Here is a 21,907-nt window from a genome sequence, read left to right as displayed (position 1 = left end):
GAGAGCGTCCTCGCTCGCTGAATATCACCCAAAACCCATTCATAATTCGTAATTCGTAATTCGTAATTCGTAATTCGTAATTCGTAATTCGTAATTCGTAATTCGTAATTACCCATTACCCATTACCCATTACCTGTTCCCTATTCCCTGTTCCCTGTTCCCCAGCTTTTAATTTATCGACAAATCGACGCAGAACGCCGTTAATAAAGCGAAAACTTTCTTCATCACTGTAGCGTTTTGCCAGTTCAATAGCTTCATTAATTGCAACTTGTTCTTGTAAATCTAAATACATTAATTCGGCAACGGCAATGCGGAGAATATCTCGATCAATTCGAGGGAGTCGGTTTAATTGCCAATCGACCAAGACATCTGTTAATAACTGATCGATTTCAGCTTTATGGGTATTAACTTGAATCAGAATATCAAGGGCATAATTACAGACTTCTTGTTGATTGGCTAATTGTACCAATTCCGGTAATTCAATAGCGGTACTTAAACGATTAATTGCTCCTTGAACTAACTCAATGGCTTCATAAACCATTGTTCTAGCACTTTGTAAATCATTTGCCCGAATTTGGCTACCTAAAAGGCGATCGCTACTGCGTTGTAGTTCAGAAACCGCCGTTTCTAAGGACTCCTGACCTTCAGCCGTCAACGTCCGAACTGCGGCAATTAAAACATCATGTAATTCTTGAGTTTCCAGGCGCTCGGAAGTCGCAGGAAGTTGACTAATTCCAAGTAAAGCGAGTTCACGGGCAGTACGACGGGCTTGCATAGGTTATAAGAATTTAAGAATAAAGATTGTCCCTTTAATTTTCGCTGACCCCAATGCCCTCATCTTCTAGGACAATAGCCGGAATTCTGTTTTCGGTTTTGAGCAGAGATTCTAATGGAGGTTCAGTTTTGGGGTTAAGGGCTTTCACCGTTGATGAAGACGTCGTATTAACAATTCCACCGGATACGATAATTTTAAACGCATCTTCTACCGAGATGGTCAGGTTAATGACCTCCTGCTGTGGAACAATAGCATACCATCCACTGGTGGGGTTCGGGGTCGTGGGAATAAACACACTAACCATTTCCTCAGATAATTTGGACTGCATATCACCACCGACTGACCCAGTAACAAAAGCCAGTGACCAAAGACCTCGACGGGGATATTCCACTAAGACTACACGACTGAATTTATCGTTTGAATCTCGTAAAAGGGTTTCTAAAAGTTGTTTCAGGGTTTTGTAAACCGAACCCGCTAAGGGAATAGCTTGTAAGATTTTTTCACCAAAGCCCAAAAGCCATTGTCCCGCAATATTACGGGCCATTAAACCAATAAATAATATTCCCGACAGGGGTACAGCTAACCCAACCAAAACATTCAGTAGGTTAACTAAAATCGGGTGCAAACCATCAAAGGGATTAATTTGCTTAGGAATACGGGTCAGAAACTCAATCACAGAACTGGAGATGGTGATGGTCAACCAGATTGTGGTTGCTAGGGGAATCACGACCAACAGACCTGCAATTAAGTCATTTTTTAAGTCCTGCTTCAAGCGTTGGAACACAGAGCGTCCAGTCTCCTCTTTTTTTTGGTGTTTCTCTCTCCTATTATTAACGATGATTTGTCTTTGCAGCGATCTATTTACCCAGATAGGAAGAAAAAATGAGGACGGGCTTGAGCAGATGCTAGGAATGCCACTACTCTCAAGGTAGCCGAGGTAGTGTTTGAGAAACTAACTGTACAGAGATTAGACAATTAATTACTCCCCTATTGCTAGAATAGATGGGGTTAGTTCACACCAACCTCGCGACATAGTACAGAATTTGACAATCGCAAAGACTTTCTAACCATTTTTCAATCCTCAGCAAAACACTGTGAATCCAAGCATTGAAGACTTAATCCAATCAGCGATCACTGATTTAGATGTGGGAAATCTGCGAGAAGCTGATCAGACAATCTCACGAATTTTAGCACGAGATCCCGATCATGCTCAAACCTATAAAGTTTTAGGGGATTGGTATGAAGTTCAAGGACTATTCCCAGAAGCCATTTCTGCCTATAAACAGGCAATTAAGTTACAACCAGATTTTGTAGAAGCCTATGCCTATTTAGCTCAAGTTTTACGAAATACAGGAGAGTTTGAGCCAGCCTTTTTCTGTTATAAAAAAGCCCTAAATTTGCGTCCAACTTGGACAGAATTATATTTTCAATGGGGTCAGGCTTATTACTGGAGTGGGGATATTCTCAAGGCGATTCGATGCTATCAAAAAACCTTAGAACAAAACCCCAATCATGTTAATTCCTATTTTACCTTAGCAATGGCTTATGGGCAGTTGGGAGATACAAAACGAGCTATTGCACTCTATCAAAGAGTGATTCATCTGCAACCAGATTTTGCTAATGCCTATAATAATTTAGGTTGTTTGTTATTTGGTATAAATGATTATGACGGGGCTTTAGAAGCCTGGGAAAAATCATTAATTTATAATGATAATGAAATAGAAAAATCATTAATTTATAATAATATTGGTCAAGTTTTTAATGCTCAAGGAAAAATCCAAGAGGCGATTAAATCCTATCATCAAGCCCTAAATATTAAAGATGATTTTCCTCTGGCTTATACCAATTTAGGCAAAATTTTCCAGCAACAAAATCAACATAAAAATGCAGTTTCCTACTTTGAAAAAGTTATTGAATTAGAACCCGAAAATATATTTGCCTATACCGACTGTGGAGCTTCTTTACTCAATTTAGGAAGAATTGATGCGGCTTTCAGTTGTTTTAAAAAAGTTATTGAGCTAGAACCTAAATTTGTAGACGGTTACTGTCAGGGAGTACAGAAACGTTCGGAATTGGATGAATTATCTTTGGCCAGAAAGTCCTGTGCTGATTTTCTCACGGCATTACAACAGGATGATACCCCCCCAACCCCCCCTTGCCAAGCGGGGGCAGATACTTCCAACTCTGATGAACAAGGGGGGAAAGTGTCTGTCCCCCACCCAGACCAAGGGGGGGCTAGGGGGGGTAAAACAGTCTATGAACATCTCTATCAAACCTATCTACATCTGGGAAATACTTTAACTATTTATGGCAAGTTTGATCAAGCAGTGAGCTACTACCAAAAAGCAGCACAAATTCAACCCTATTCAGTAGAAATTTATCTAAAATTAGGCAATTGTTTATTCAAAAATAAACAACTCAATGCGGCTTTAACGATTTATCAAATTGCTTTAAATTTACTCAAAAATGAGTCTAGTTTTTCCCCTATTCAGTTACTTGAAGTGAATTTGCAATTGGGGAGAATATTGGAAAAACAAGGATATTGGGAATTTGCTGCGGACTACTATAGTAAAGTTTTACAGACTCAGCAGGAAAAGGAGTTTAATTCTTGGGTCAATGATCATCCCTCAATCTTAACTTTATGGCAAGAATGGGCAAATGCTCCCTATATTCAACAGACGGATATTCCTGAAGGAGTGTGTGATTCAACCCTAACCTGGCTGAAAAATAATAATTTACAGGATAGCCATTATTGTAATCTATCAGGATTATGCGGTTCCCAAAACTTGGAGAACTGGAAACAGACACCCTCTAAACCCAATCAATGCGGGGGGTTAGATTGTGAAATCTGTCTGAAAGGTGTGTTCAAATTGTTTCAGTGGCAGAATTTGGGACAGGGAATTCAAAAAGGTTTGACATCCAAAAATAATCCAGTTTCAACGCCTTTGTTTGTGGCGATAATTCCTAATGGACGAGCCTGGATTGTTCCCCAGGAGAATTATTGGCTGGTTTGTAGAGCGATCGCTATTATTACACCTGATAATCAACTATTAGCCGATGTCTCAAGGGAATATCCTGCCCCCCTTCCGGGTTGTCCCAGTTATGACCCACAACAGCATCAAGTTTTTCAACAGTCAGAATTACCGCCCCTAGAGACCATTGAAGGTCGGGTCGTAGTATTATCGGGGCTGTCGGGGAATGTCTATTTTCATTGGATGGTTGATATTTTACCGAGACTGGAACTCCTGCGCCAAAGTGGGATAAATTTTGATCAAATAGATTGGTTTTTAGTCAATAGTTACCAAGCACCCTTTCAACGGGAAACCCTAACTCGCTTAGGAATTCCAGAGTTTAAAATCCTTGAAAGTGATCAATTTCCCCATATTCAGGCACAACAGCTAATTGTTCCCTCCTTTGCTGGACATACAGGATGGTTGCAACCCTGGGCAATTGATACTTTGCGCCGTTGGTTTCTCCCTAAAAGCTCAAATTCGGGTAAGAATTATCCCGAACGAATTTATATTAGTCGGGGAGATGCCAGCTATCGTCGGGTTTTAAATGAAGATGAAGTAATTCAATTCTTACGTCCTTGGGGCTTTGTGACCGTGCAATTAGAAACGCTATCCTTTACGGAACAGGTGGCTTTGTTTGCTCAAGCTAAGGTAATTATGGGGGCCCATGGTAGCGGTTTAACTAATATTTTGTTTTGTCAACCGGGAACCAAAATTATTGAGTGGATGTCCCCCCACTATAATCGTCATTATTATTGGGTAATTAGTCAATATCTGGGATTAGAACATTATTGTTTGACTGGAGATGGGTTTGCTTGCTATCCGCTACGGGGGTTAATGTATCAAAATCCCCTGACCGAAGATATTTGGCTGAATCTGGTTTCTTTGAAAAGGCTATTAGAAATACTATTTGTCCGATCGCCGTGGAAATAAATATCTTAATCCCAAAAATCTGATATGTGAAACCCAAAACCCGATAGAATTGATTGGGGAAGATCCCCATTGAGTGTCAGCAACAGCAAACCAACTATGTTACCTAACGAAATTCGCGCCCGTAGTGTACAGTTTCTCCATCAACAAACAGAAATCTATATTAATCAAGGGCAATTTGAGGATGCGATCAAGGCTTGCAACCAGTTGTTGCAAATTCAGTCTGATTATGCCCCCGGTTATAAACTGATGGCGGATATATTCCAAAGACAGGGGAAATTACAAGACGCCCAAGAATGGTATACCCGGACATTGCAACTTCAACCTAATTGGCCAGAAGTTCATGCTAACTTGGGAAGTCTGTATGCTAAATCACAACAATGGCAACAGGCGATCGCTTGTTATCAAAAAGCTGTCACCCTGAAACCGGATTTCACTGGGGCTTATCGGAATTTAGCCAAAGTTTGGACACAACTTAATCAGCCCCAAAAATCCGCACAAGCCCTCTATCAAGCGTTTAAATTAGAACCAAATCAAGCCACCGCAGAAGAACATTTTAACCTTGGCCAGCAGTTGGCACAACAGGGAGCCACCACCGAAGCGCAGATCTGTTATCGGAATGCGATTGCACTCGATCCCAATTTAACCCCAGCCCATCAATCTTTGGCCAATCTGCTCAAAGACCAAGGAAAAGCCCAGGAAGCAACCCAGGTCTACCGGAAAGCGATCGAATTTAATACTCCGACCCTGGGAGCTCCAGCCCCTTCCGATACCCTAGCCGCCGCCACAGCCAGGGATTTATCACCCCAAGAAACTTTAGCCGGGGCAACTCGTCAGCAAACGGTGAGTCATAACACAAAAACCCCGATGAATCATCCTGGTAATCCCCAAACCTACTTAAAACAAGCCCAAGCCTATTGTGCCTTGAAAGAATGGGATCAAGCGATCGCTACTTGTCAAAAAGCATTAAAATTACAACCGGATTTAGCAGAAGCCTATAAAATTCAAGGCAATGCTTTACAAATTTTAGGGGAAATGTCGGCGGCGATTCGTTGTTATTCAAAAGCTTTAGAAATTCAACCCCAATATCCAGAAGTTTATGCAAATTTGGGCAGTTTATATGCTCAGGAAGAACGATTAGAAAAAGCTGCCTCTTATTATCAACAAGCGGTCAGTTTAAAACCTGATTTTGCTGGGGTTTATCGCAATTATGCTAAGGTTTTAACCCAAATGGGGCAGTTAGAATCAGCCTCCCAATGTTTGGAAAAAGCCTATAGTTTGGAACCGGAAAAAGCCACGGCAGAGGAACATTTTAATTTAGGCAATACTCGATTTAAACAAGGTAGATTTGATGAGGCGATCAGATATTATCAACAAGCCTTGAAATTAAATCCTCAGTGGGCAGGAGTCTATTATCAATTAGGGCAACTGCATCAAGCCAAAGGAGAAATCGAAGCGGCAATTTCTTCCTATCAAAAAGCCTTAGAATTGGAACCCTCTCAGTTAGAATTTTATTATGGGTTTGCCGATTTATACAGCAGTCAAGAACGTTGGGATGATGCAATCCGAGTTTATAACAAAATCTTGGAATTAGACCCAAATCAATCCGTTGCTTATTACAAAATCGGAGAAATTTTTAACCGTCAGTGGCGTTTAGAAGAAGCAATTAATATTTATAAAAACTCAATTTCCTTGAATCCTAAATTGGTTTCTTCCTATTATGGATTAGGGAAAGTTTTAGTTAAACAGGAAAGTTGGCAAGAAGCAGTGCAGGTCTTGCGTCAAGCAGTACAAATGAACCCGAGTGGAGATGCGGAATCCTATAAAGGTTTCGGGGATGCACTGGCGAAAGTTGGGGAAACGGAAGCAGCGATTAAAGCCTATCAAAAATCAACCGAACTTGATCATAGTCAAGCCGAAGTTTATCAGAAATTAGGGGATTTACTACGAGATCAAGAACAGTTTGAATCTGCTATTAGTGCTTATCAACGTTCAATTGAACTGAATTTTAGTGTATTCTGGACACAGAATAATTTAGCGGATATTTTCTTTAAACAAGAACGTTGGGAAGCAGCGATTTCTGCCTATCAAAATGCCATTAAATTAGATGCAACCTACTCTTGGTCATATAATAGTTTAGCGGATGCCTTGGTTAATTTAGAACGGTTGGAAGAAGCAATTCCTGCTTATCAAAATGCGATTAAACTTAATCCTGAATTTCCTTGGTCTCATTATAATTTAGGGAAAGTTTTAACGGAATTAGAGAATTGGGAAGAAGCGGTTGTCGCCTATCGAGGTGCAATTAAAGTTCAATCAGATTTACCGAATATTCAAGAAAAACTTGCCGATGCGTTGAGAAATCGAGCTAAATTAGATTTACAGGAATCCTTGGATTATTATTATCAAGTAATTCAAGAAAACCCGGATCATGTTGCGGTTTATCATAAAGCCATTGAGATTAAACCTGATGATCCCCAATTGTATATTCAGTTAGCGAATACGTTGGTTAATCATGATCATTTAGATGGTGCGATCGTATTCTATCAAATGGCATTGCAGTTAGAACCCGATCATCCTGAAGTAGTTAAGAAATTAGAGGCAATTGTGGAAAAAAAAAAGCTAGGTTAACCCCCTACTTTTCCGTCTCTCAATCTCAATCAGAATATGATAAACTCTATCAGGCTTGGCTAAAATACAACACAATTCGTAGTGAGGTGTTCACGCCTCATAGCCCTAAAGGGCTTACTACGAAAGATTTCAAATATCAACCCCTGATTAGTATTATTATGCCCGTTTATAACACCCCGGAAACGTTTCTACGCGAAGCAATTCAATCGGTGTTAGATCAGGTTTATACTAATTGGGAATTGTGTATTGCGGATGATGCTTCGACGGCTTCCCATGTCAAACAGATATTAGAAGAATATCAACAGCAAGATAGACGAATCAAAGTGGTTTTTAGAACTAAAAACGGTCATATTTCTGTAACTTCTAATTCTGCTTTAGAGTTAGCAACGGGAGAATTTATCGGGTTATTAGACCATGATGATGTTTTGACTCCTGATGCTTTATATGAAGTGGTGAGTTTATTAAATCAGAATCCCGTCGCGGATATGATTTATTCCGATGAAGATAAACTAAATGAAAAAGGAGAATTAACAGGTCATTTCTTTAAACCAGATTGGTGTCCTGATTCCTTTTTGTCCCGGATGTATACTTGCCATTTCGGAGTTTATCGACGAGAAATTATCAACCAAATTGGAGGATTTAGAACCGGATATGAAGGCAGTCAGGATTATGATTTAGTCTTGAGATTTACGGAAAAAACCGATAAGATTTTTCATATTCCTAAAATCCTCTATCATTGGCGGATTCATAGCAGTTCAGCCGCTGGAGGAACAGAAGCGAAACCCTATGCTTATGAAGCCGCGAAACGGGCGTTAAAAGATGCAATTGACCGCAGAGGAGAACCCGGAATTGTTAAAGATGTTCCGATTTATTTAGGACATTATCAAATCCGCTATAAAATTTTAGATTACAAGCGGGTGAGTATTATTATTCCGACTAAAGATTTAGGAAAAATCTTAAATCGCTGTTTGGAATCTATCTTTACTCTGAGCATTTATCCCGATTATGAAGTTATTGTCATTGATAATGGCAGTACGGAATCAGCAACCCAGGATATTTTAGAGAAATGGCAAGAAAAGGAACCGAATCGGTTTAGATATTATGCTTTAGATATTCCTTTCAATTTTTCTAAGATTAATAACTATGCCGTTAGTAAAGCCACCGGGGATTATTTGCTATTCTTAAATAATGATACCGAAGTCATTCATCCTGATTGGATTGATGCGATGGTAGAACAGGCACAACGGCCTTCTATTGGTGCGGTGGGTGCGTTATTAAGGTATCCTGATAAAATCGTTCAACACGCTGGTGTTGTGGTGGGAATTGGTCATTTTGCCGCCCATAGTCACCGCATGGCATCGGAAACAGACCCCGGATATTATGGTCAAATTATTTCTATTAGTAATTATTCGGCGGTGACGGCGGCTTGTTTGATGTGTCGGCGAGAAATATTTACACAGGTGGGAGGGTTTGATGAACAATTAGCCGTGGCTTATAATGATGTTGATTTCTGCTTGAAAATCGTTGAACAAGGGTATCGGAATATTTATTTACCCCATGTTGTTTTATATCATTATGAATCAAAAAGTCGGGGTTATGATACAACTCCAGATAAGTTAAAACGATTTATGCAGGAAGTGACAATTACACGGCAAAAATGGCAACGTTATATTGAGCACGATCCCTGTTATAATCCTAATTTAACGCTATCCGCATCGGATTATAGTTTAAGGCGATTTGCTGAAGTAGAAATTTTTGATGTTTTCCTAGAATTTGATGATAGAGTATTACAGGATTGTGCGATAGATGAACCCGAAATTAAAACTTATGGGGGAATTAGCCAAATTACTTTTAAAGGTTGGGTACTGGGAAAACAGGAGAAAATAACCGCAGTTCAAATTATTGGTAATTATGGCCAAGTAATTAAGGAAATTCCGACTAACTTCCCCCGTCCTGATGTTCATTTACTGCATCCTGAAAACCTAAATTCAGAGTTTTGTGGATTTTGCGAAACAATTGAACTCAGAAATTTGTCTGAAGCAACAGAATTGTTATTCCAAGCTGTTCTAAACAACGAAACTTATGCTAAATTTGCAAAAGTAAAACTAGAAATCAACCATTAAATGTAGGGTGCGTAAGAGCTTCTCGCACGCAACAATTATGGAGCTCTGAAGCGCAACAACATGGAGCGCTGAAGCGCAACAACATCATGACTTAGTTCAATTCGGGAAAAATCAACAATGCTATCTAAATCCAACAACTTCAAAACAGCTACAAATTTACTAGAAGAAGCCAATCAACTGAAACAATCGGGTCAATTGCAAGCTGCCATTATTGCTTATCGTAGAGCAGCACAATTAAGCCCTAATTTTCATTGGGTCTACCATAATTTAGGGGAAGCATTAGCAGAAAATAATCAACTATTAGAGTCAATTCAGGCATTTCAGCGTGCCATTGAACTAAATCCTGATTCAGCTTGGTCACAATATCAATTAGCAGAAGTTTTATTGAAACTTGGAAATTTACCCGATACAATTAAGACGTTACAATGTGCGATCGCTATCAATCCAAATGCTAACGAATTTTATAATAGTTTAGGTCAAGCTCTATTTAAACAAGGTGAATTAGAACAAGCAATTAGTTACTATCAAAAAGCTCTGGAACTTAATTCAGAAGATGCGATCGCTTATCAATATTTAGGAGAAGCATTAGCACAACAGGGTCAACTGGATGAAGCAATAGAGTCCTGTCGCAAAGCGATTGATCTCAATCCCAATTTAGGAAATACTTATGAAATATTAGGGAAAATATTAGTTCAAAAAGGTTTGTTTGAAGAAGCCTTAAATATATTGTTAGAAGCCATACAATTTAATCCTAAATCACCAGAAATATATCATGCACTGGGAGATGTTTATTCTCATTGTCAACATTTTAATCAAGCTATTGATGCCTATTCCCAAGCAATTCAAATCAAACCCAATGCAGCGATATTTCATCACGGTTTAGGTAATGTTTTTGCTCACCTAAATCAATGGGAAAATGCCGTTTCTGCTTATTCCCAAGCAATCGTATTAAATCCTGAATCAGCCGAATGTCATCAGAGTTTTGCCGAGGTTTTAGTTAAATTAGAACGATGGGACGCTGCGATCGCTTCCTATTCTAAAGCGTTAGAATTAAATCCTAATTTAACAAAGATTTATTCTCAGTTGGCAGATACCTTAAAGTACCGACAAACCCCAGGCGATTTACAAAAAGCAAACCAATATTATGAAAAATCTATTGAATTTGATAGTGAAGATATTGAAGTATATCAAAATCTGTTAAAATCCCAGCCAGATAACTTAGAATTATGTTGGAAATATGCTAATTTATTATGGAGTAAAAATCAGCGTGAACAAGCACTAATTTATTATAAAAAAGTTAAAGATGCTCAACCCCAAGACTTTGAAATATTACTAAAGTTGGGAGAAGCATTTGTCAGGATGAGTGAGTTTGAAGATGCGATCGCTACTTACCAAAAAGCCTTAGAAATTAACCCCAATTCATCGGATATTTACCATCGTTTAGGGGAACCTTTAGAAAAAATAGGTGAACTGGAAGCAGCCGCAAAAACCTACCAAAAAGCCATTGAATTAAACCCTGACTTTTTTGGTTCCTATCACAATTTAGGAGATATTCGACAACGCCAAAAGAAATTTGAACAAGCGGTTTTATCTTATAAAAAAGCGATTGAATCAAATCCTGATTTTTACTGGTCTTATCATAATTTAGCTGATACTTTAGAAAAACAAGGTAATTCAGAAGAAGCGATCGCAACTTACCGCAAATGCTTAGAAATTAACCCCCATTTCGGTTGGTCACACTGTAACTTAGCAACCGCTTTAGCTAAACAAGGTAAAATAGAAGATTCTCTACATCATTATCGACGAGCATCCGAACTTGATCCCGCATTAGGAATTGATTTTAATGGCTTAAAAACTGCACTTTTAGATAAAATTCTAGTTGAAGATTATATGTATAAACTCTGGCGAGACAAGAACTTTCCCAGAGCAGCAGATTTAAGAAAAATGGCAGAAACGATGGAATTATTCGTGCATAAACCCGTATTTAGCGTGATTATGCCTGTTTATAATACCCCAGAAGAATTTCTCAGGGAAGCCATAGAATCTGTGATCAATCAAATTTATCCCTACTGGGAATTTTGTATTGCTGATGATGCTTCCCCCTCTCCCCATGTTAAGGAAGTTTTAGAAGAATATCAAGCTAAAGATTCCCGAATTAAAGTTATTTATAGAACAGAAAATGGTCATATTTCTGCATCCTCTAACTCCGCCTTAGAATTAGCAACAGGGGAATTTATTACCTTGCTGGATCATGATGATTTAATTACTCCCGATGGGTTATATGAAGTTGCTTTATTATTAAATCGGAATCCTAATTTAGATATGATTTATTCCGATGAAGATAAAATTAGTCCCAATGGTAACTTAATTAATCCTTACTTCAAACCAGAATGGTGTCCTGAATCATTTTTGTCTCGGATGTACACCTGCCATTTAGGAACTTACCGACGTTCTATTATAGAAGAAATTGGAGGTTTCAGAATCGGTTATGAAGGCGCTCAAGATTATGATTTAGTCTTGAGATTTACCGAAAAAACTCAAAAAATTGCTCATATTCCCAAAGTTTTATATCACTGGCGAATGCACTCCGGTTCCACCGCAGGAGGAAGCGAAGCTAAACCCTATGCTTATGAAGCGTCAGAAAAAGCGATTCAGGATGCTATAGATAGACGAGGAGAAACAGGAATAGTAACAGGAGTTCCAGGGTTTTTAGGACATCATTTAGTCCGTTATGAAATTACCGATTATAAGAAGGTTAGCATCATTATTCCAACAAGAGATTTAGGGGAAGTATTAGACCGATGTTTAGAGTCTATTTTTACTCAAACAAACTATCCTAACTATGAAGTGATTGTCATTGATAATGGTAGCGTTCAAGACTATACATTTAAAGTGTTTTCTAAGTGGAGTTCTCAGGAATCTTCACGGTTTAAATGTTATCGTTTAGATATTCCTTTTAACTTCTCCACCATTAATAATTATGGAGTCAGTCAAGCAACGGGAGATTATCTGCTATTCTTAAATAACGATACCGAAGTGCTTAATCCTGACTGGATGAATGCGATGGTAGAACAAGTTCAACGTCCTCAAATTGGTGCGGTAGGAGTGTTATTATTATTCCCAGATAATACGATTCAACACGCCGGAGTTGTGATGGGATTAGGTGGCGTTGCTGGTCATGGATATTATGCTATGTCTTCTGATATCCCTGGATATTTTGGCAATGTTATTGGGTTTAATAATGTCTCTGCGGTTACAGGTGCTTGCTTGATGTGTCGGCGAGAAGTATTTGAACAAATTGGAGGTTTTGATGAACATTTGACAGTCGCGTATAATGATGTCGATTTGTGTTTAAAGATGCTAGATAAAGGCTATCGAAATTTGTACTTACCTCATGTTAAACTTTATCATCATGAATCAAAAAGTCGGGGTTATGAAGATACACCGGAAAAGAAAGAACGCCTAAACCGAGAATCAAAAATTATTGAAGGACGTTGGCAAAAGTATATTGATAATGATCCTTGTTATAGTCCTCACTTGACAAGAGTTTGTCAGAACTTTAGTATTAAGGTGCAGGATTAAATACAGATATATAAATCCTTTAATTAATTCTGATCTCGTAGATTCGTGAAACTTAAATACAAGGAATGGGGATATGTTGGTAGAAGATGAGAACCTGATTTTATCCGTTGATGAATCCTGGTCAAATGATCATGCAATGGGTCTAAGAGGGTGGATTACTTCAAAAAAAGGTGCTTTAGATAAAGTAGAAATTTCTGTAGGAGGTAATACTATTCTCATAACCTCCTGGCATCCTCGTCCAGATGTCGAAGCAGTATATCCCCTATATTACACACAAAATTGTGGTTTTGTTGTTCATTTTCCTCGGATTGCGAAACATCAGGTTACGTTTAATGCGAAAGGTCAAGGGAAAACCTACAATACAACCATAACTTGTGATGGTTCATTCCCTCAACCTCCTGACCCTCATTTATTTCCAGATGGCTCAAGTCTTTATAATCAGTTTATGCAGTTAGTTAACCAAAATTATCTTAATGTTTTAGAGATTGGTTCCCGCATTGTTTCTCCTGGAAGTGTCAGTCAAAGATCTCTTTTTCCAAATGCTCAATCCTATACTGGATTTGACTATTATCCCGACTCTAATACTGATGTTGTTGGAGATGCTCATAAACTGTCTCAATACTTTAATAATCAGCGATTTGATGGGATTTTTTCCTTATCTGTTTTAGAACATTTAGCGATGCCTTGGATTGTTGCTAGGGAAATTAGTAAGATTTTGGAAGTCGGAGGTTACACCTTTCATCATACCCACTTTACTTGGCCAACTCATGAGTTGCCTTGGGACTTTTGGCGGTTTTGTGATACAGGTTTAAAAGCGTTATTTTCTCCGGCTTTAGGGTTTGAGGTCATACAAGCGGCTTATCATGAACCGATGCGTTTGCATTTTGATAGGTTACAGTCAGGTCAAGAAAGCTTTCCTACTTATCCTGTGTTTGGAGGTGTAGTAATCCTGGCTAAAAAAGTTAGAGAAGTGAATTATGATAAATTTAGATGGGATGTGACGTTAGATGATGTTTTAGAAGCCAATAGTTATTATCCCAAACTTTAATATTTATCGCTATATTCTTATGTACTGTAAACTTCTGATCATTAACCCAGATAAAAATTGGAAAGTTTTAACAAAGTCAAGAAGTACAGGAACAAAAACAATTTTCCTGTATCATATAAACCAAGTTGTTAGTAGGATTAAGTAATGCAAGTTGTAATTTTAGCAGGAGGCTTGGGAACTCGCCTTCGAGAAGAAACGGAATATCGTCCTAAACCATTAGTTGAAGTTGGCGGACGTCCGATTATTTGGCATATTATGAAACTCTATGCCCATTATGGGTTCCTGGATTTTATCACCTGTTTGGGATATCGGGGAAATATGATCAAGGAATATTTCCTCAATTATGAAGCGATGAATAATGACTTTACCATTGGTTTAGGAGTTCCTAACCAAATTAGTTATCTGAATAATTACGATGAGCAGAATTTTCGGGTAACGTTAGCTAATACAGGAGTTGATACCCAGACCGGAGGACGAATTAAGCAGATCGAGAAGTACATCGAAGATGATCTATTTATGGTCACTTATGGAGATGGTCTGGCCAATGTCAATATTGGAGAATTACTCAGTTTTCATAAGGAACATGGAAAACTGGCAACCGTCACAACGGTACAACCGCCTTCTCGTTATGGAATTGTGGATATTGATGAACGAGAAGCTAGGGTTTTGAAGTTTGGAGAAAAAATTAAGGATAATAAATGGGTAAGTGCGGGTTATTTTGTCTTTAACCGCAAAGTATTTGATTATTTAGAGGGAGGGCATTGTATATTAGAACGGGAACCTTTAGAGCGTTTAACGGCAGAGGGGCAGTTAATGAGTTATCAGCATCATGGCTTTTTTTATGCGATGGATACCTTTAAAGAATACACTGAACTCAATAAAATGTGGGAAACTGAACAAGCTCCTTGGAAGGTATGGAAATGAGTCAATTTTGGCGCGATCGCTCTGTGTTTGTCACCGGGGGTACAGGGTTATTAGGAAGTTGGTTAGTAGCGGAGTTAGTGCAGCGAGGAGCTAGGGTAACGGCTTTAATCCGAGATGGTGTTCCCCAGTCTCGACTGTATACTGAAAACTGGCATAATCAAATTAATATTGTTCGGGGTTGTATTGAAGATTTACCGACCCTAGAACGGGCGATTAATGAGTATGAAGTTGATACGGTTTTTCACTTAGCGGCTCAAACTATTGTCGGAGTAGCTAACCGTGAACCCTTGGCCACCTTTGAAGCTAATATTAAAGGAACTTGGAACCTTTTAGAAGCCTGTCGTCGTGTGGGGGGAGTGAGTCGTATTGTGGTGGCTTCTAGTGATAAAGCGTATGGCGATCAAGAAATTTTGCCTTATGATGAAACCACACCCTTACAAGGAGAACACCCTTATGATGTGTCCAAAAGTTGTGCAGATTTGATTTGTCGCACTTATTATGTTAGTTATGGATTGCCAGTTTGTATTACTCGCTGTGGTAATTTTTATGGCGGCGGGGACTTGAATTTTAACCGGATTGTACCGGATACCATTCGTTCAGCATTGCGCGATAAACCCGTTACTATTCGCAGTGATGGGAGTTATATTCGGGATTATTTTTATGTCAAGGATGGGGTGTTAGCCTATCTACATTTAGCGGAACAGATGGAGAGAAAAGAAATCTGGGGCGAGGCGTTTAATTTTAGTAATGAACTGCAAATTACGGTGTTAGAACTGGTGCATAAAATTCTAGCTTTGATGGATAAGAAAGATTTAGAACCTGTTATCTTGAATCAAGCCAAGAATGAAATTAAGCACCAGTATCTTTCCGCTAAAAAAGCTCGTGAGATGTTGAATTGGTATCCTCAATATTCCTTAGAAAAAGGTTTAAAAGAAACTATTGAGTGGTATAAGATTTTTGTGAGTAAACAAGACGATCAAAATTTAAAGGAGATGTAAATTCAATGCCATCGAAATGCCGTTTTTGTGGTAATTTATTAAACCATACTTTTGTTGATTTGGGGATGTCTCCCCTTTCTAATGCTTATTTAGAATCAGATGCTATTAATAAGGCAGAAAAATTTTATCCGCTTCATGCTTATGTTTGTGAAAACTGTTTTTTAGTTCAGTTGGAAGAATTTGAAACGCCGGATCAAATTTTTAGTGATTATGCTTATTTTTCCTCCTATTCAGAAACTTGGTTGCGCCATGCTGAAAATTATACTGAATTAATGACTCAACGATTTGGTTTGAACGCGAATAGTCAAGTTATTGAAATTGCCAGTAATGATGGTTACTTGCTTCAGTATTTTCAGAAACAAAATATTCCTGTATTGGGAATTGAACCTGCTGCTAATGTGGCTAAAGTTGCTGAAGAAAAAGGAATTCCTTCTTTGGTTAAGTTTTTTGGGGTGTCAACGGCTCAAGAATTAGTTGCTCAAGGGAAACAAGCTGATTTATTATTGGGTAATAATGTTTTGGCTCATGTTCCTGATTTGAATGATTTTGTAGCAGGAATGAAGATTGTACTTAAACCTGATGGGATTTTAACAATGGAATTTCCTCATGTATTACAACTTATTTTACAAAATCAATTCGATACCATTTACCACGAACATTTTTCTTATTTCTCGTTTTTGACCGTCGAAAAAGTCTTTGCAACTCATGGTTTAATTTTATTTGATGTGGAAGAATTACCCACTCATGGGGGATCTTTACGAATTTATGGGCAACATAATGATGGTAAAAAACCTATTAGTGATCGCGTTTCCAAACTCAAAACTAAAGAAAGTAAAGCTGGGTTAGAGCAACGGTCAACTTATTTAGGGTTTGGGGAACAAGTTAAGGCAACAAAACGCCATTTACTCCGTTTCTTAATTGATATCAAAAATCAGGGGAAATCAGTTGTCGGTTATGGTGCGCCAGCTAAAGGGAATACATTATTGAACTATTGTGGAATTCGGACAGATTTACTCGACTATACAGTAGATCGTAGTCCCTATAAACAAGGTTTATTTTTACCCGGCACCCACATTCCTATCCATCATCCTGATAAAATTATCGAAACTAAACCAGATTATCTGCTAATCTTACCGTGGAATATCAAGGATGAGATTATCGAGCAAATGAGTCATATTCGTGAGTGGGGAGGCAAGTTTGTTGTCCCTATTCCTGAAGTGGAGGTGATTGCTTGAAATTTACTGAAACTCAACTAAAAGGTGCTTATATTATAGAGCCAGAATTGATTAGGGATGAAAGGGGCTTTTTTGCTCGATCTTGGTGTCAAAAAGAGTTTATTGAACAAGGGTTAAATCCTAATCTAGTTCAATGTAATATTTCTTTTAATCTTAAAAAAGGAACTTTGCGGGGGATGCACTATCAAGCTAAACCCCATGAAGAAGCAAAGCTAGTTAGGTGTACAATGGGTGCGATCTATGATGTCATTATTGATTTGCGTCCTGAGTCACCAACCTTTAAGCAGTGGGTAGCTGTTAAGCTAACTGCTGAAAATCGGAAAATGCTTTATATTCCTGAAGGCATGGCTCATGGGTTTCAGACTTTGGTGGACAATACCGAGGTTTTTTATCAGATGTCAGAGTTCTATCATTCTGAGTCAGCTACTGGAGTAAGATGGGATGATCCAATATTTAGGATTATTTGGCCTGAGACATCACCAATGATCATTTCTGAAAAAGATAAAAGTTACCCAAACTTTACCTTATGAAAAAAGTAGTTGTTACAGGTGCTAAGGGGTTTATTGGTAGACATACTCTGAAAAATTTGCGCGATCGCAATTTTGAAATCCATGCCATTGTTTCCGAGAATGCACCTGATATCAATCTCAAGAATTGTCACTGGCATTTAGCTAATTTATTAGATATTAACCAAATTAAACAACTATTTGAACAAATAAAACCAACTCATTTTTTACATTTTGCTTGGTGTTATAGTATGCCGGGTAAATATTGGCAAGCAGAAGATAACTTTTTGTGGGTACAAGCTAGTTTAGCAATGCTGAAACAATTTCAAGCCCAAGGTGGTCAGCGAGTCGTTATGTCTGGTACTTGTGCTGAGTATGATTGGAATTATGGCTATTGTTCAGAATTTCTTACCCCCAAAAATCCATCTTCTCCTTATGGTATTTGTAAAAATGCTATGCAGGAAATGTTACAATCTTATGCTAAGTTAACTAATCTCAGTAGTGCTTGGGGCCGAATTTTTTTGCCCTATGGGCCTTATGAGTATGTTGATCGCCTAGTTGCTTCTGTGATCTGCTCTCTATTAAAAGGTGAACCTGCACGTTGTTCTCATGGTCGGCAAATGCGAGACTTCCTGTATGCACAGGATGTTGCTGATGCTTTTGTTGCTCTTTTAGAAAGTGATGTTACTGGCCCTGTTAATATTGGTTCGGGTCAACCAATAGCAATTAAAGATATAGTCTATAAAATTGGGGAGCAAATAAAACGATCAAACTTAATTCAGTTGGGTGCTATACCAGAAGCTACTAATGATACACCCTTATTGGTAGCCGATGTAACTCGTTTATCCCAAGAGGTACGGTGGTTTCCAAAATTTGACTTAGATACTGGATTAGAACAGACTATAATCTGGTGGGAAAAACAATTAAACTTGAGGAATTAGCATGAAATTAACAATTGATACAGACAATCAAAACTTAGTTCAAGAAGTAGAAGGACAACAAAAAACTATTCCCCTTTACTCCAAGGAAGCTTTTGAACTAATTTCTCAGCAATGGGTAGTATTAGGTTGGAACCAAAAATATACCTATAACTTTACTTGGATGGGACGACCGATTATTCAGTTACCTGAAGATATGATTAGGATACAAGAAGTTATCTATCAGGTAAAACCCGATGTAATTATTGAAACAGGTATAGCTCATGGTGGTTCTTTGATTTATTATGCTAGTCTGTTTAAAGCTATGGGTAAAGGCCGAGTGATTGGTGTTGATATTGAAATTAGACCGCATAACCGTAAGGCGATCGAAGAACATGAGTTATTTCCTTTAATTACTTTGATTGAAGGTGGTTCTACAGATACTCAAATTGTCAATCAAGTAAAAAATTTAGTCAAACCAGGGGAAACGGTATTAGTTTCTCTTGATTCCTGTCACACAAAACAGCACGTTGCTGACGAGTTAGAGGCTTATTGCAGCTTTGTGACACCCTGCTCTTATATAATTGCCACTGATGGGATTATGAAGGATTTGGATGATGTTCCACGCGGTAATCCTGAGTGGAAGTGGGATCATCCTACGGCGGCGGCGGCTGAGTTTGCAGAAAAGCATCCTGAGTTTGTGTTGGAGCAGCCAAAATGGCCGTTTAGTGAAAGCGATTTGACGGAGAATGTGACTCATTGGCCTGGGGCGTGGTTAAAGCGAAAATAACAAAAGTTAGACTCGTTTTGGCAAGTTTTGTAAGATTTGCATCAGTTCATTGTAAATCACTTGCCAATCGCAATCATAATTGCGAGTCATGGGATCAGGGTTATTCTTATTATCCTCAGTGATATATTCTTTAGATATTAACACTGGTGGTACAGCATTTTCTCGATAAAGAGGAGAAAATGAGTCTTCAACTGGACCATAGTAGTCCTTGGTTCCATGACCTACCCCTGGCTTGCTCGCTATCCAGGTTACAAAAGTCATTCCTGTTCCAAGCGGTACAGAATAAAGATCAATGGCTTCAGCCCAGACAATGGTTTCATAAATGGGATGACCAATGGTGCTGTAAGTTGTAATTTCAGGCGGAAGGAGATTGAGAATAGGTTGTAAACAGTCTTTCTCTAATGCCTTGATATGGGTCTGATTTGAGGCATCCTCTTTATCTCTTTCAGGTACAGACCAACCATCAAATACAACAGCTAAGTTAGGAAAATGTGTATGCAGGCTTTTAATAATGTTGGCTGTACCTTCTATTTGGGAAGACCAAGTTCTTTTATAGTTCCTAAGTGTAATCCAAAGTAAAGGAAAGTGATTTTTGGCAATTTCTACTTGTTCCAAAAATTTTTGGGTGCATTTTCTAAGCGAAGTTTGATATATCTGCTTGGCTAGTTCTTCTTCTATAAAAGTGTCTATCAGTCGCACTGCAAATAAATTATTTTCTATAATATTTTGAAAAATAACCTCATTACCACTATTTAGTCGGATGATTTTCCCCGACGGTATGCTTGGGAAAATATCGTCAATCATAATATGTTCATAGCAACTAACCAAAAAATTATCAATATTATTAATAGTTTCATTTTTCTCCAAATAGTATATGCCGGACAATTCATTCCATACATAATGTCCCACATTAAATATACCTACAACAGCACAAATCTTTTTTTTCTTTGGAGAGATATAAGATTTAATTTTTTGCCAATTACTAATAGAATAAGTTTTGAACATATTAATCAAACCTATGAAGTTAGTCGTGGGAAATTGATCCAAAGCAATAATGAGTTCTTGGCTAGGCAAATAAATACACTGCTTACTTCCCATCCAGTCACCATACATTAAATAAAATACTTCCTTGCCAACAAAACGATATAATATAAATGGCTCAACATAAAATGACTGGTTTGAACGCAGAATTTTACCAGTGAAAGGGCAGACTGAATATACAAAACCTGTTTCTACTATACTTTGCTGTAGATTAATAGCTTTGTCCCACTGATAATAGCGAGACATTTTTGGATGTCTTTTTACCTTTCTTGAAAGCTGAAACCCTTGGCGATCATCAAAACTATTGATATAGATTTCCTCCAAAGTAATATTGTCTTGCTTGATCAAGCCTAAATTCTCTATAGATAAACCTAGATTTTCTAAAAGCAAGCGATCTGAATCATTTAGACTCCAAAGATTAACAACTGTATATTGAATGCTATTGGCAAAATATTCGTATGCTGCATTTAGACTAATTTCAGATGGGTAATAGAGATTTACTACTGTATTAATCGGTCTTAATTCATTTAGTTCATCCCATATTAAATCGTATGTTTTTTGATCGTTACTTAATAGAATATTGGGAATATTTTGGAAACAAGCTATGGCCTCATCCATGCGGTCGGCTTCTGCCAAATAAAGACCTAGTTGATGATAAATACTGATGGCTTCCTCACGTTTTCCTTGTTTTGTTAAAGATTCTACTAAACCCTTGTAGAAGGGGTGATGATAGGGGTATAATTCAATTGCACTACGATAACAATTGATAGCCTCTTCTAAACCAACAGTCATGTAGGAACATTTCAACAACGTCTGAAATTCTGCCAAACCCTCCCGCCAAACTTGTATCCCCAGTTCCCGACTATGCCCCGGAGTTTGTAGCCAATTAATACAAGCTTGTTTTTCTGCTTCAGAAAGAGAACGTCTCAGATAAACTTTATACCATTCGATGGTATAAGTAGCATCATCCAGATGGGCAGTAGCTTGCAAAAAAGCTTGGTCATTGAGGAAACAAATCTCTGGTAATTCTGGGTCAAATATTTGGTAGTCTTTATGGGTAACTTCAGCCAAGTTATATTTGGAAAAAAAGGTTTCTGGGTTCTCCATTACCCTCTGATAGATAGCTTCCCCTAGCTGATAGTGACATTCATAGTCTTCAGGATTTAATTCTAAAGCACGACGGTATGTGGCAATCGCCTCATCCCAATTTTTTTGTTGTGATAGGAGTTTTCCTAACTCCCGGTAGAGTTTTTCAGTCAACCCACGATAGACAGTGATCGCATCCTCTAGTTTGCCTTCTTGTTTCAGTTGGTTTGCCTTTTTGACTTCTGTTACAATAATTTCTGAGTTCATATTAACTTTCGCTTTTTGGTGCATAACCATTTTTAGGAGTTGAATT

At 38.1% G+C, this 21,907-nt stretch carries 14 protein-coding genes; 11 read left to right on the top strand and 3 right to left on the bottom strand.

Features of this window, described 5'->3' with window-relative positions; all coding sequences use genetic code 11:
* Window positions 1-115 precede the first annotated feature (115 nt).
* Both nusB and NMG86_RS20935 read right to left on the bottom strand, forming a co-directional pair.
* Entirely contained in the window at window positions 116-775 is a 660-nt protein-coding gene (gene nusB, locus NMG86_RS20940; protein WP_026785283.1) for a transcription antitermination factor NusB, read from the bottom strand.
* A gap of 34 nt (window positions 776-809) precedes the next feature.
* Window positions 810-1,559 carry a DUF502 domain-containing protein gene (locus tag NMG86_RS20935; protein WP_026785284.1) on the bottom strand — a complete coding sequence of 250 codons (750 nt, stop codon included), beginning with the start codon at window positions 1,557-1,559 and terminating at the stop codon, window positions 810-812.
* 310 nt (window positions 1,560-1,869) lie between these two features.
* On the opposite strand from NMG86_RS20935, the gene NMG86_RS20930 reads away from it, so the two are divergent.
* The 11 genes from NMG86_RS20930 to NMG86_RS20880 all read left to right on the top strand — a co-directional run bounded on the left by NMG86_RS20930 (window position 1,870) and on the right by NMG86_RS20880 (window position 19,467).
* A complete protein-coding gene (locus NMG86_RS20930) occupies window positions 1,870-4,719 on the top strand; it encodes a tetratricopeptide repeat protein (RefSeq protein ID WP_026796424.1) in 2,850 nt (949 codons plus the stop codon).
* Between the two features lie 96 nt (window positions 4,720-4,815).
* Window positions 4,816-7,344 carry a tetratricopeptide repeat protein gene (locus NMG86_RS20925; RefSeq protein ID WP_026798789.1) on the top strand — a complete coding sequence of 843 codons (2,529 nt, stop codon included), beginning with the start codon at window positions 4,816-4,818 and terminating at the stop codon, window positions 7,342-7,344.
* 158 nt (window positions 7,345-7,502) lie between these two features.
* The gene (locus tag NMG86_RS20920; RefSeq protein ID WP_026796422.1) at window positions 7,503-9,467 is read left to right on the top strand and encodes a glycosyltransferase family 2 protein; all 1,965 of its coding nucleotides are present in this window, start codon (window positions 7,503-7,505) and stop codon (window positions 9,465-9,467) included.
* A gap of 117 nt (window positions 9,468-9,584) precedes the next feature.
* Window positions 9,585-13,049 (top strand): tetratricopeptide repeat protein, encoded by a 3,465-nt coding sequence (locus NMG86_RS20915; protein ID WP_052338554.1) that lies wholly within the window; start codon window positions 9,585-9,587, stop codon window positions 13,047-13,049.
* 73 nt (window positions 13,050-13,122) lie between these two features.
* Complete coding sequence (locus NMG86_RS20910; protein WP_052331193.1) at window positions 13,123-14,097, top strand: methyltransferase domain-containing protein; 975 nt, start codon at window positions 13,123-13,125, stop codon at window positions 14,095-14,097.
* 144 nt (window positions 14,098-14,241) lie between these two features.
* Window positions 14,242-15,021: a glucose-1-phosphate cytidylyltransferase gene (rfbF, locus tag NMG86_RS20905; protein WP_026796421.1), complete on the top strand. Its 780-nt coding sequence runs from the start codon at window positions 14,242-14,244 to the stop codon at window positions 15,019-15,021.
* Window positions 15,018-16,019: a GDP-mannose 4,6-dehydratase gene (locus NMG86_RS20900; RefSeq protein ID WP_026796420.1), complete on the top strand. Its 1,002-nt coding sequence runs from the start codon at window positions 15,018-15,020 to the stop codon at window positions 16,017-16,019. The genes rfbF and NMG86_RS20900 overlap by 4 nt, the downstream gene beginning before the upstream one ends.
* A gap of 5 nt (window positions 16,020-16,024) precedes the next feature.
* Window positions 16,025-17,254, top strand: a complete 1,230-nt coding sequence (locus NMG86_RS20895; protein ID WP_026796419.1) for a class I SAM-dependent methyltransferase — start codon at window positions 16,025-16,027, stop codon at window positions 17,252-17,254.
* The gene (rfbC, locus tag NMG86_RS20890; protein WP_026796418.1) at window positions 17,251-17,784 is read left to right on the top strand and encodes a dTDP-4-dehydrorhamnose 3,5-epimerase; all 534 of its coding nucleotides are present in this window, start codon (window positions 17,251-17,253) and stop codon (window positions 17,782-17,784) included. The genes NMG86_RS20895 and rfbC overlap by 4 nt, the downstream gene beginning before the upstream one ends.
* Window positions 17,781-18,701: an NAD-dependent epimerase/dehydratase family protein gene (locus NMG86_RS20885; protein ID WP_026796417.1), complete on the top strand. Its 921-nt coding sequence runs from the start codon at window positions 17,781-17,783 to the stop codon at window positions 18,699-18,701. The genes rfbC and NMG86_RS20885 overlap by 4 nt, the downstream gene beginning before the upstream one ends.
* Window position 18,702: 1 nt before the next feature.
* A complete protein-coding gene (locus tag NMG86_RS20880; protein WP_026796416.1) occupies window positions 18,703-19,467 on the top strand; it encodes a cephalosporin hydroxylase family protein in 765 nt (254 codons plus the stop codon).
* Between the two features lie 6 nt (window positions 19,468-19,473).
* Here the strand turns inward: NMG86_RS20880 and NMG86_RS20875 are convergent, their stop codons facing one another.
* Window positions 19,474-21,891, bottom strand: coding sequence for a tetratricopeptide repeat protein (locus tag NMG86_RS20875; protein WP_052338553.1), 2,418 nt, complete (start codon window positions 21,889-21,891; stop codon window positions 19,474-19,476).
* Between the last annotated feature and the right edge of the window lie 16 nt (window positions 21,892-21,907).

The organism is Planktothrix rubescens CCAP 1459/22 (assembly GCA_904830895.1).
GTDB lineage: Bacteria > Cyanobacteriota > Cyanobacteriia > Cyanobacteriales > Microcoleaceae > Planktothrix > Planktothrix agardhii.
Note: the sequence above shows the minus strand (reverse complement) of the source record. Positions and strands in the feature narration are given on the sequence as shown.

What these genes read in the sequence shown, in the direction of transcription:
- NMG86_RS20885 (WP_026796417.1), top strand. Translation starts at nt 17,781, where the DNA reads ATGAAAAAAGTAGTTGTTACAGGTGCTAAGGGGTTTATTGGTAGACAT.
- NMG86_RS20880 (WP_026796416.1), top strand. Translation starts at nt 18,703, where the DNA reads ATGAAATTAACAATTGATACAGACAATCAAAACTTAGTTCAAGAAGTA.
- rfbF (WP_026796421.1), top strand. Translation starts at nt 14,242, where the DNA reads ATGCAAGTTGTAATTTTAGCAGGAGGCTTGGGAACTCGCCTTCGAGAA.
- NMG86_RS20875 (WP_052338553.1), bottom strand. Translation starts at nt 21,891, where the DNA reads ATGGTTATGCACCAAAAAGCGAAAGTTAATATGAACTCAGAAATTATT.
- NMG86_RS20925 (WP_026798789.1), top strand. Translation starts at nt 4,816, where the DNA reads ATGTTACCTAACGAAATTCGCGCCCGTAGTGTACAGTTTCTCCATCAA.
- NMG86_RS20915 (WP_052338554.1), top strand. Translation starts at nt 9,585, where the DNA reads ATGCTATCTAAATCCAACAACTTCAAAACAGCTACAAATTTACTAGAA.
- NMG86_RS20920 (WP_026796422.1), top strand. Translation starts at nt 7,503, where the DNA reads ATGCCCGTTTATAACACCCCGGAAACGTTTCTACGCGAAGCAATTCAA.
- nusB (WP_026785283.1), bottom strand. Translation starts at nt 775, where the DNA reads ATGCAAGCCCGTCGTACTGCCCGTGAACTCGCTTTACTTGGAATTAGT.
- NMG86_RS20910 (WP_052331193.1), top strand. Translation starts at nt 13,123, where the DNA reads ATGTTGGTAGAAGATGAGAACCTGATTTTATCCGTTGATGAATCCTGG.
- NMG86_RS20895 (WP_026796419.1), top strand. Translation starts at nt 16,025, where the DNA reads ATGCCATCGAAATGCCGTTTTTGTGGTAATTTATTAAACCATACTTTT.
- NMG86_RS20900 (WP_026796420.1), top strand. Translation starts at nt 15,018, where the DNA reads ATGAGTCAATTTTGGCGCGATCGCTCTGTGTTTGTCACCGGGGGTACA.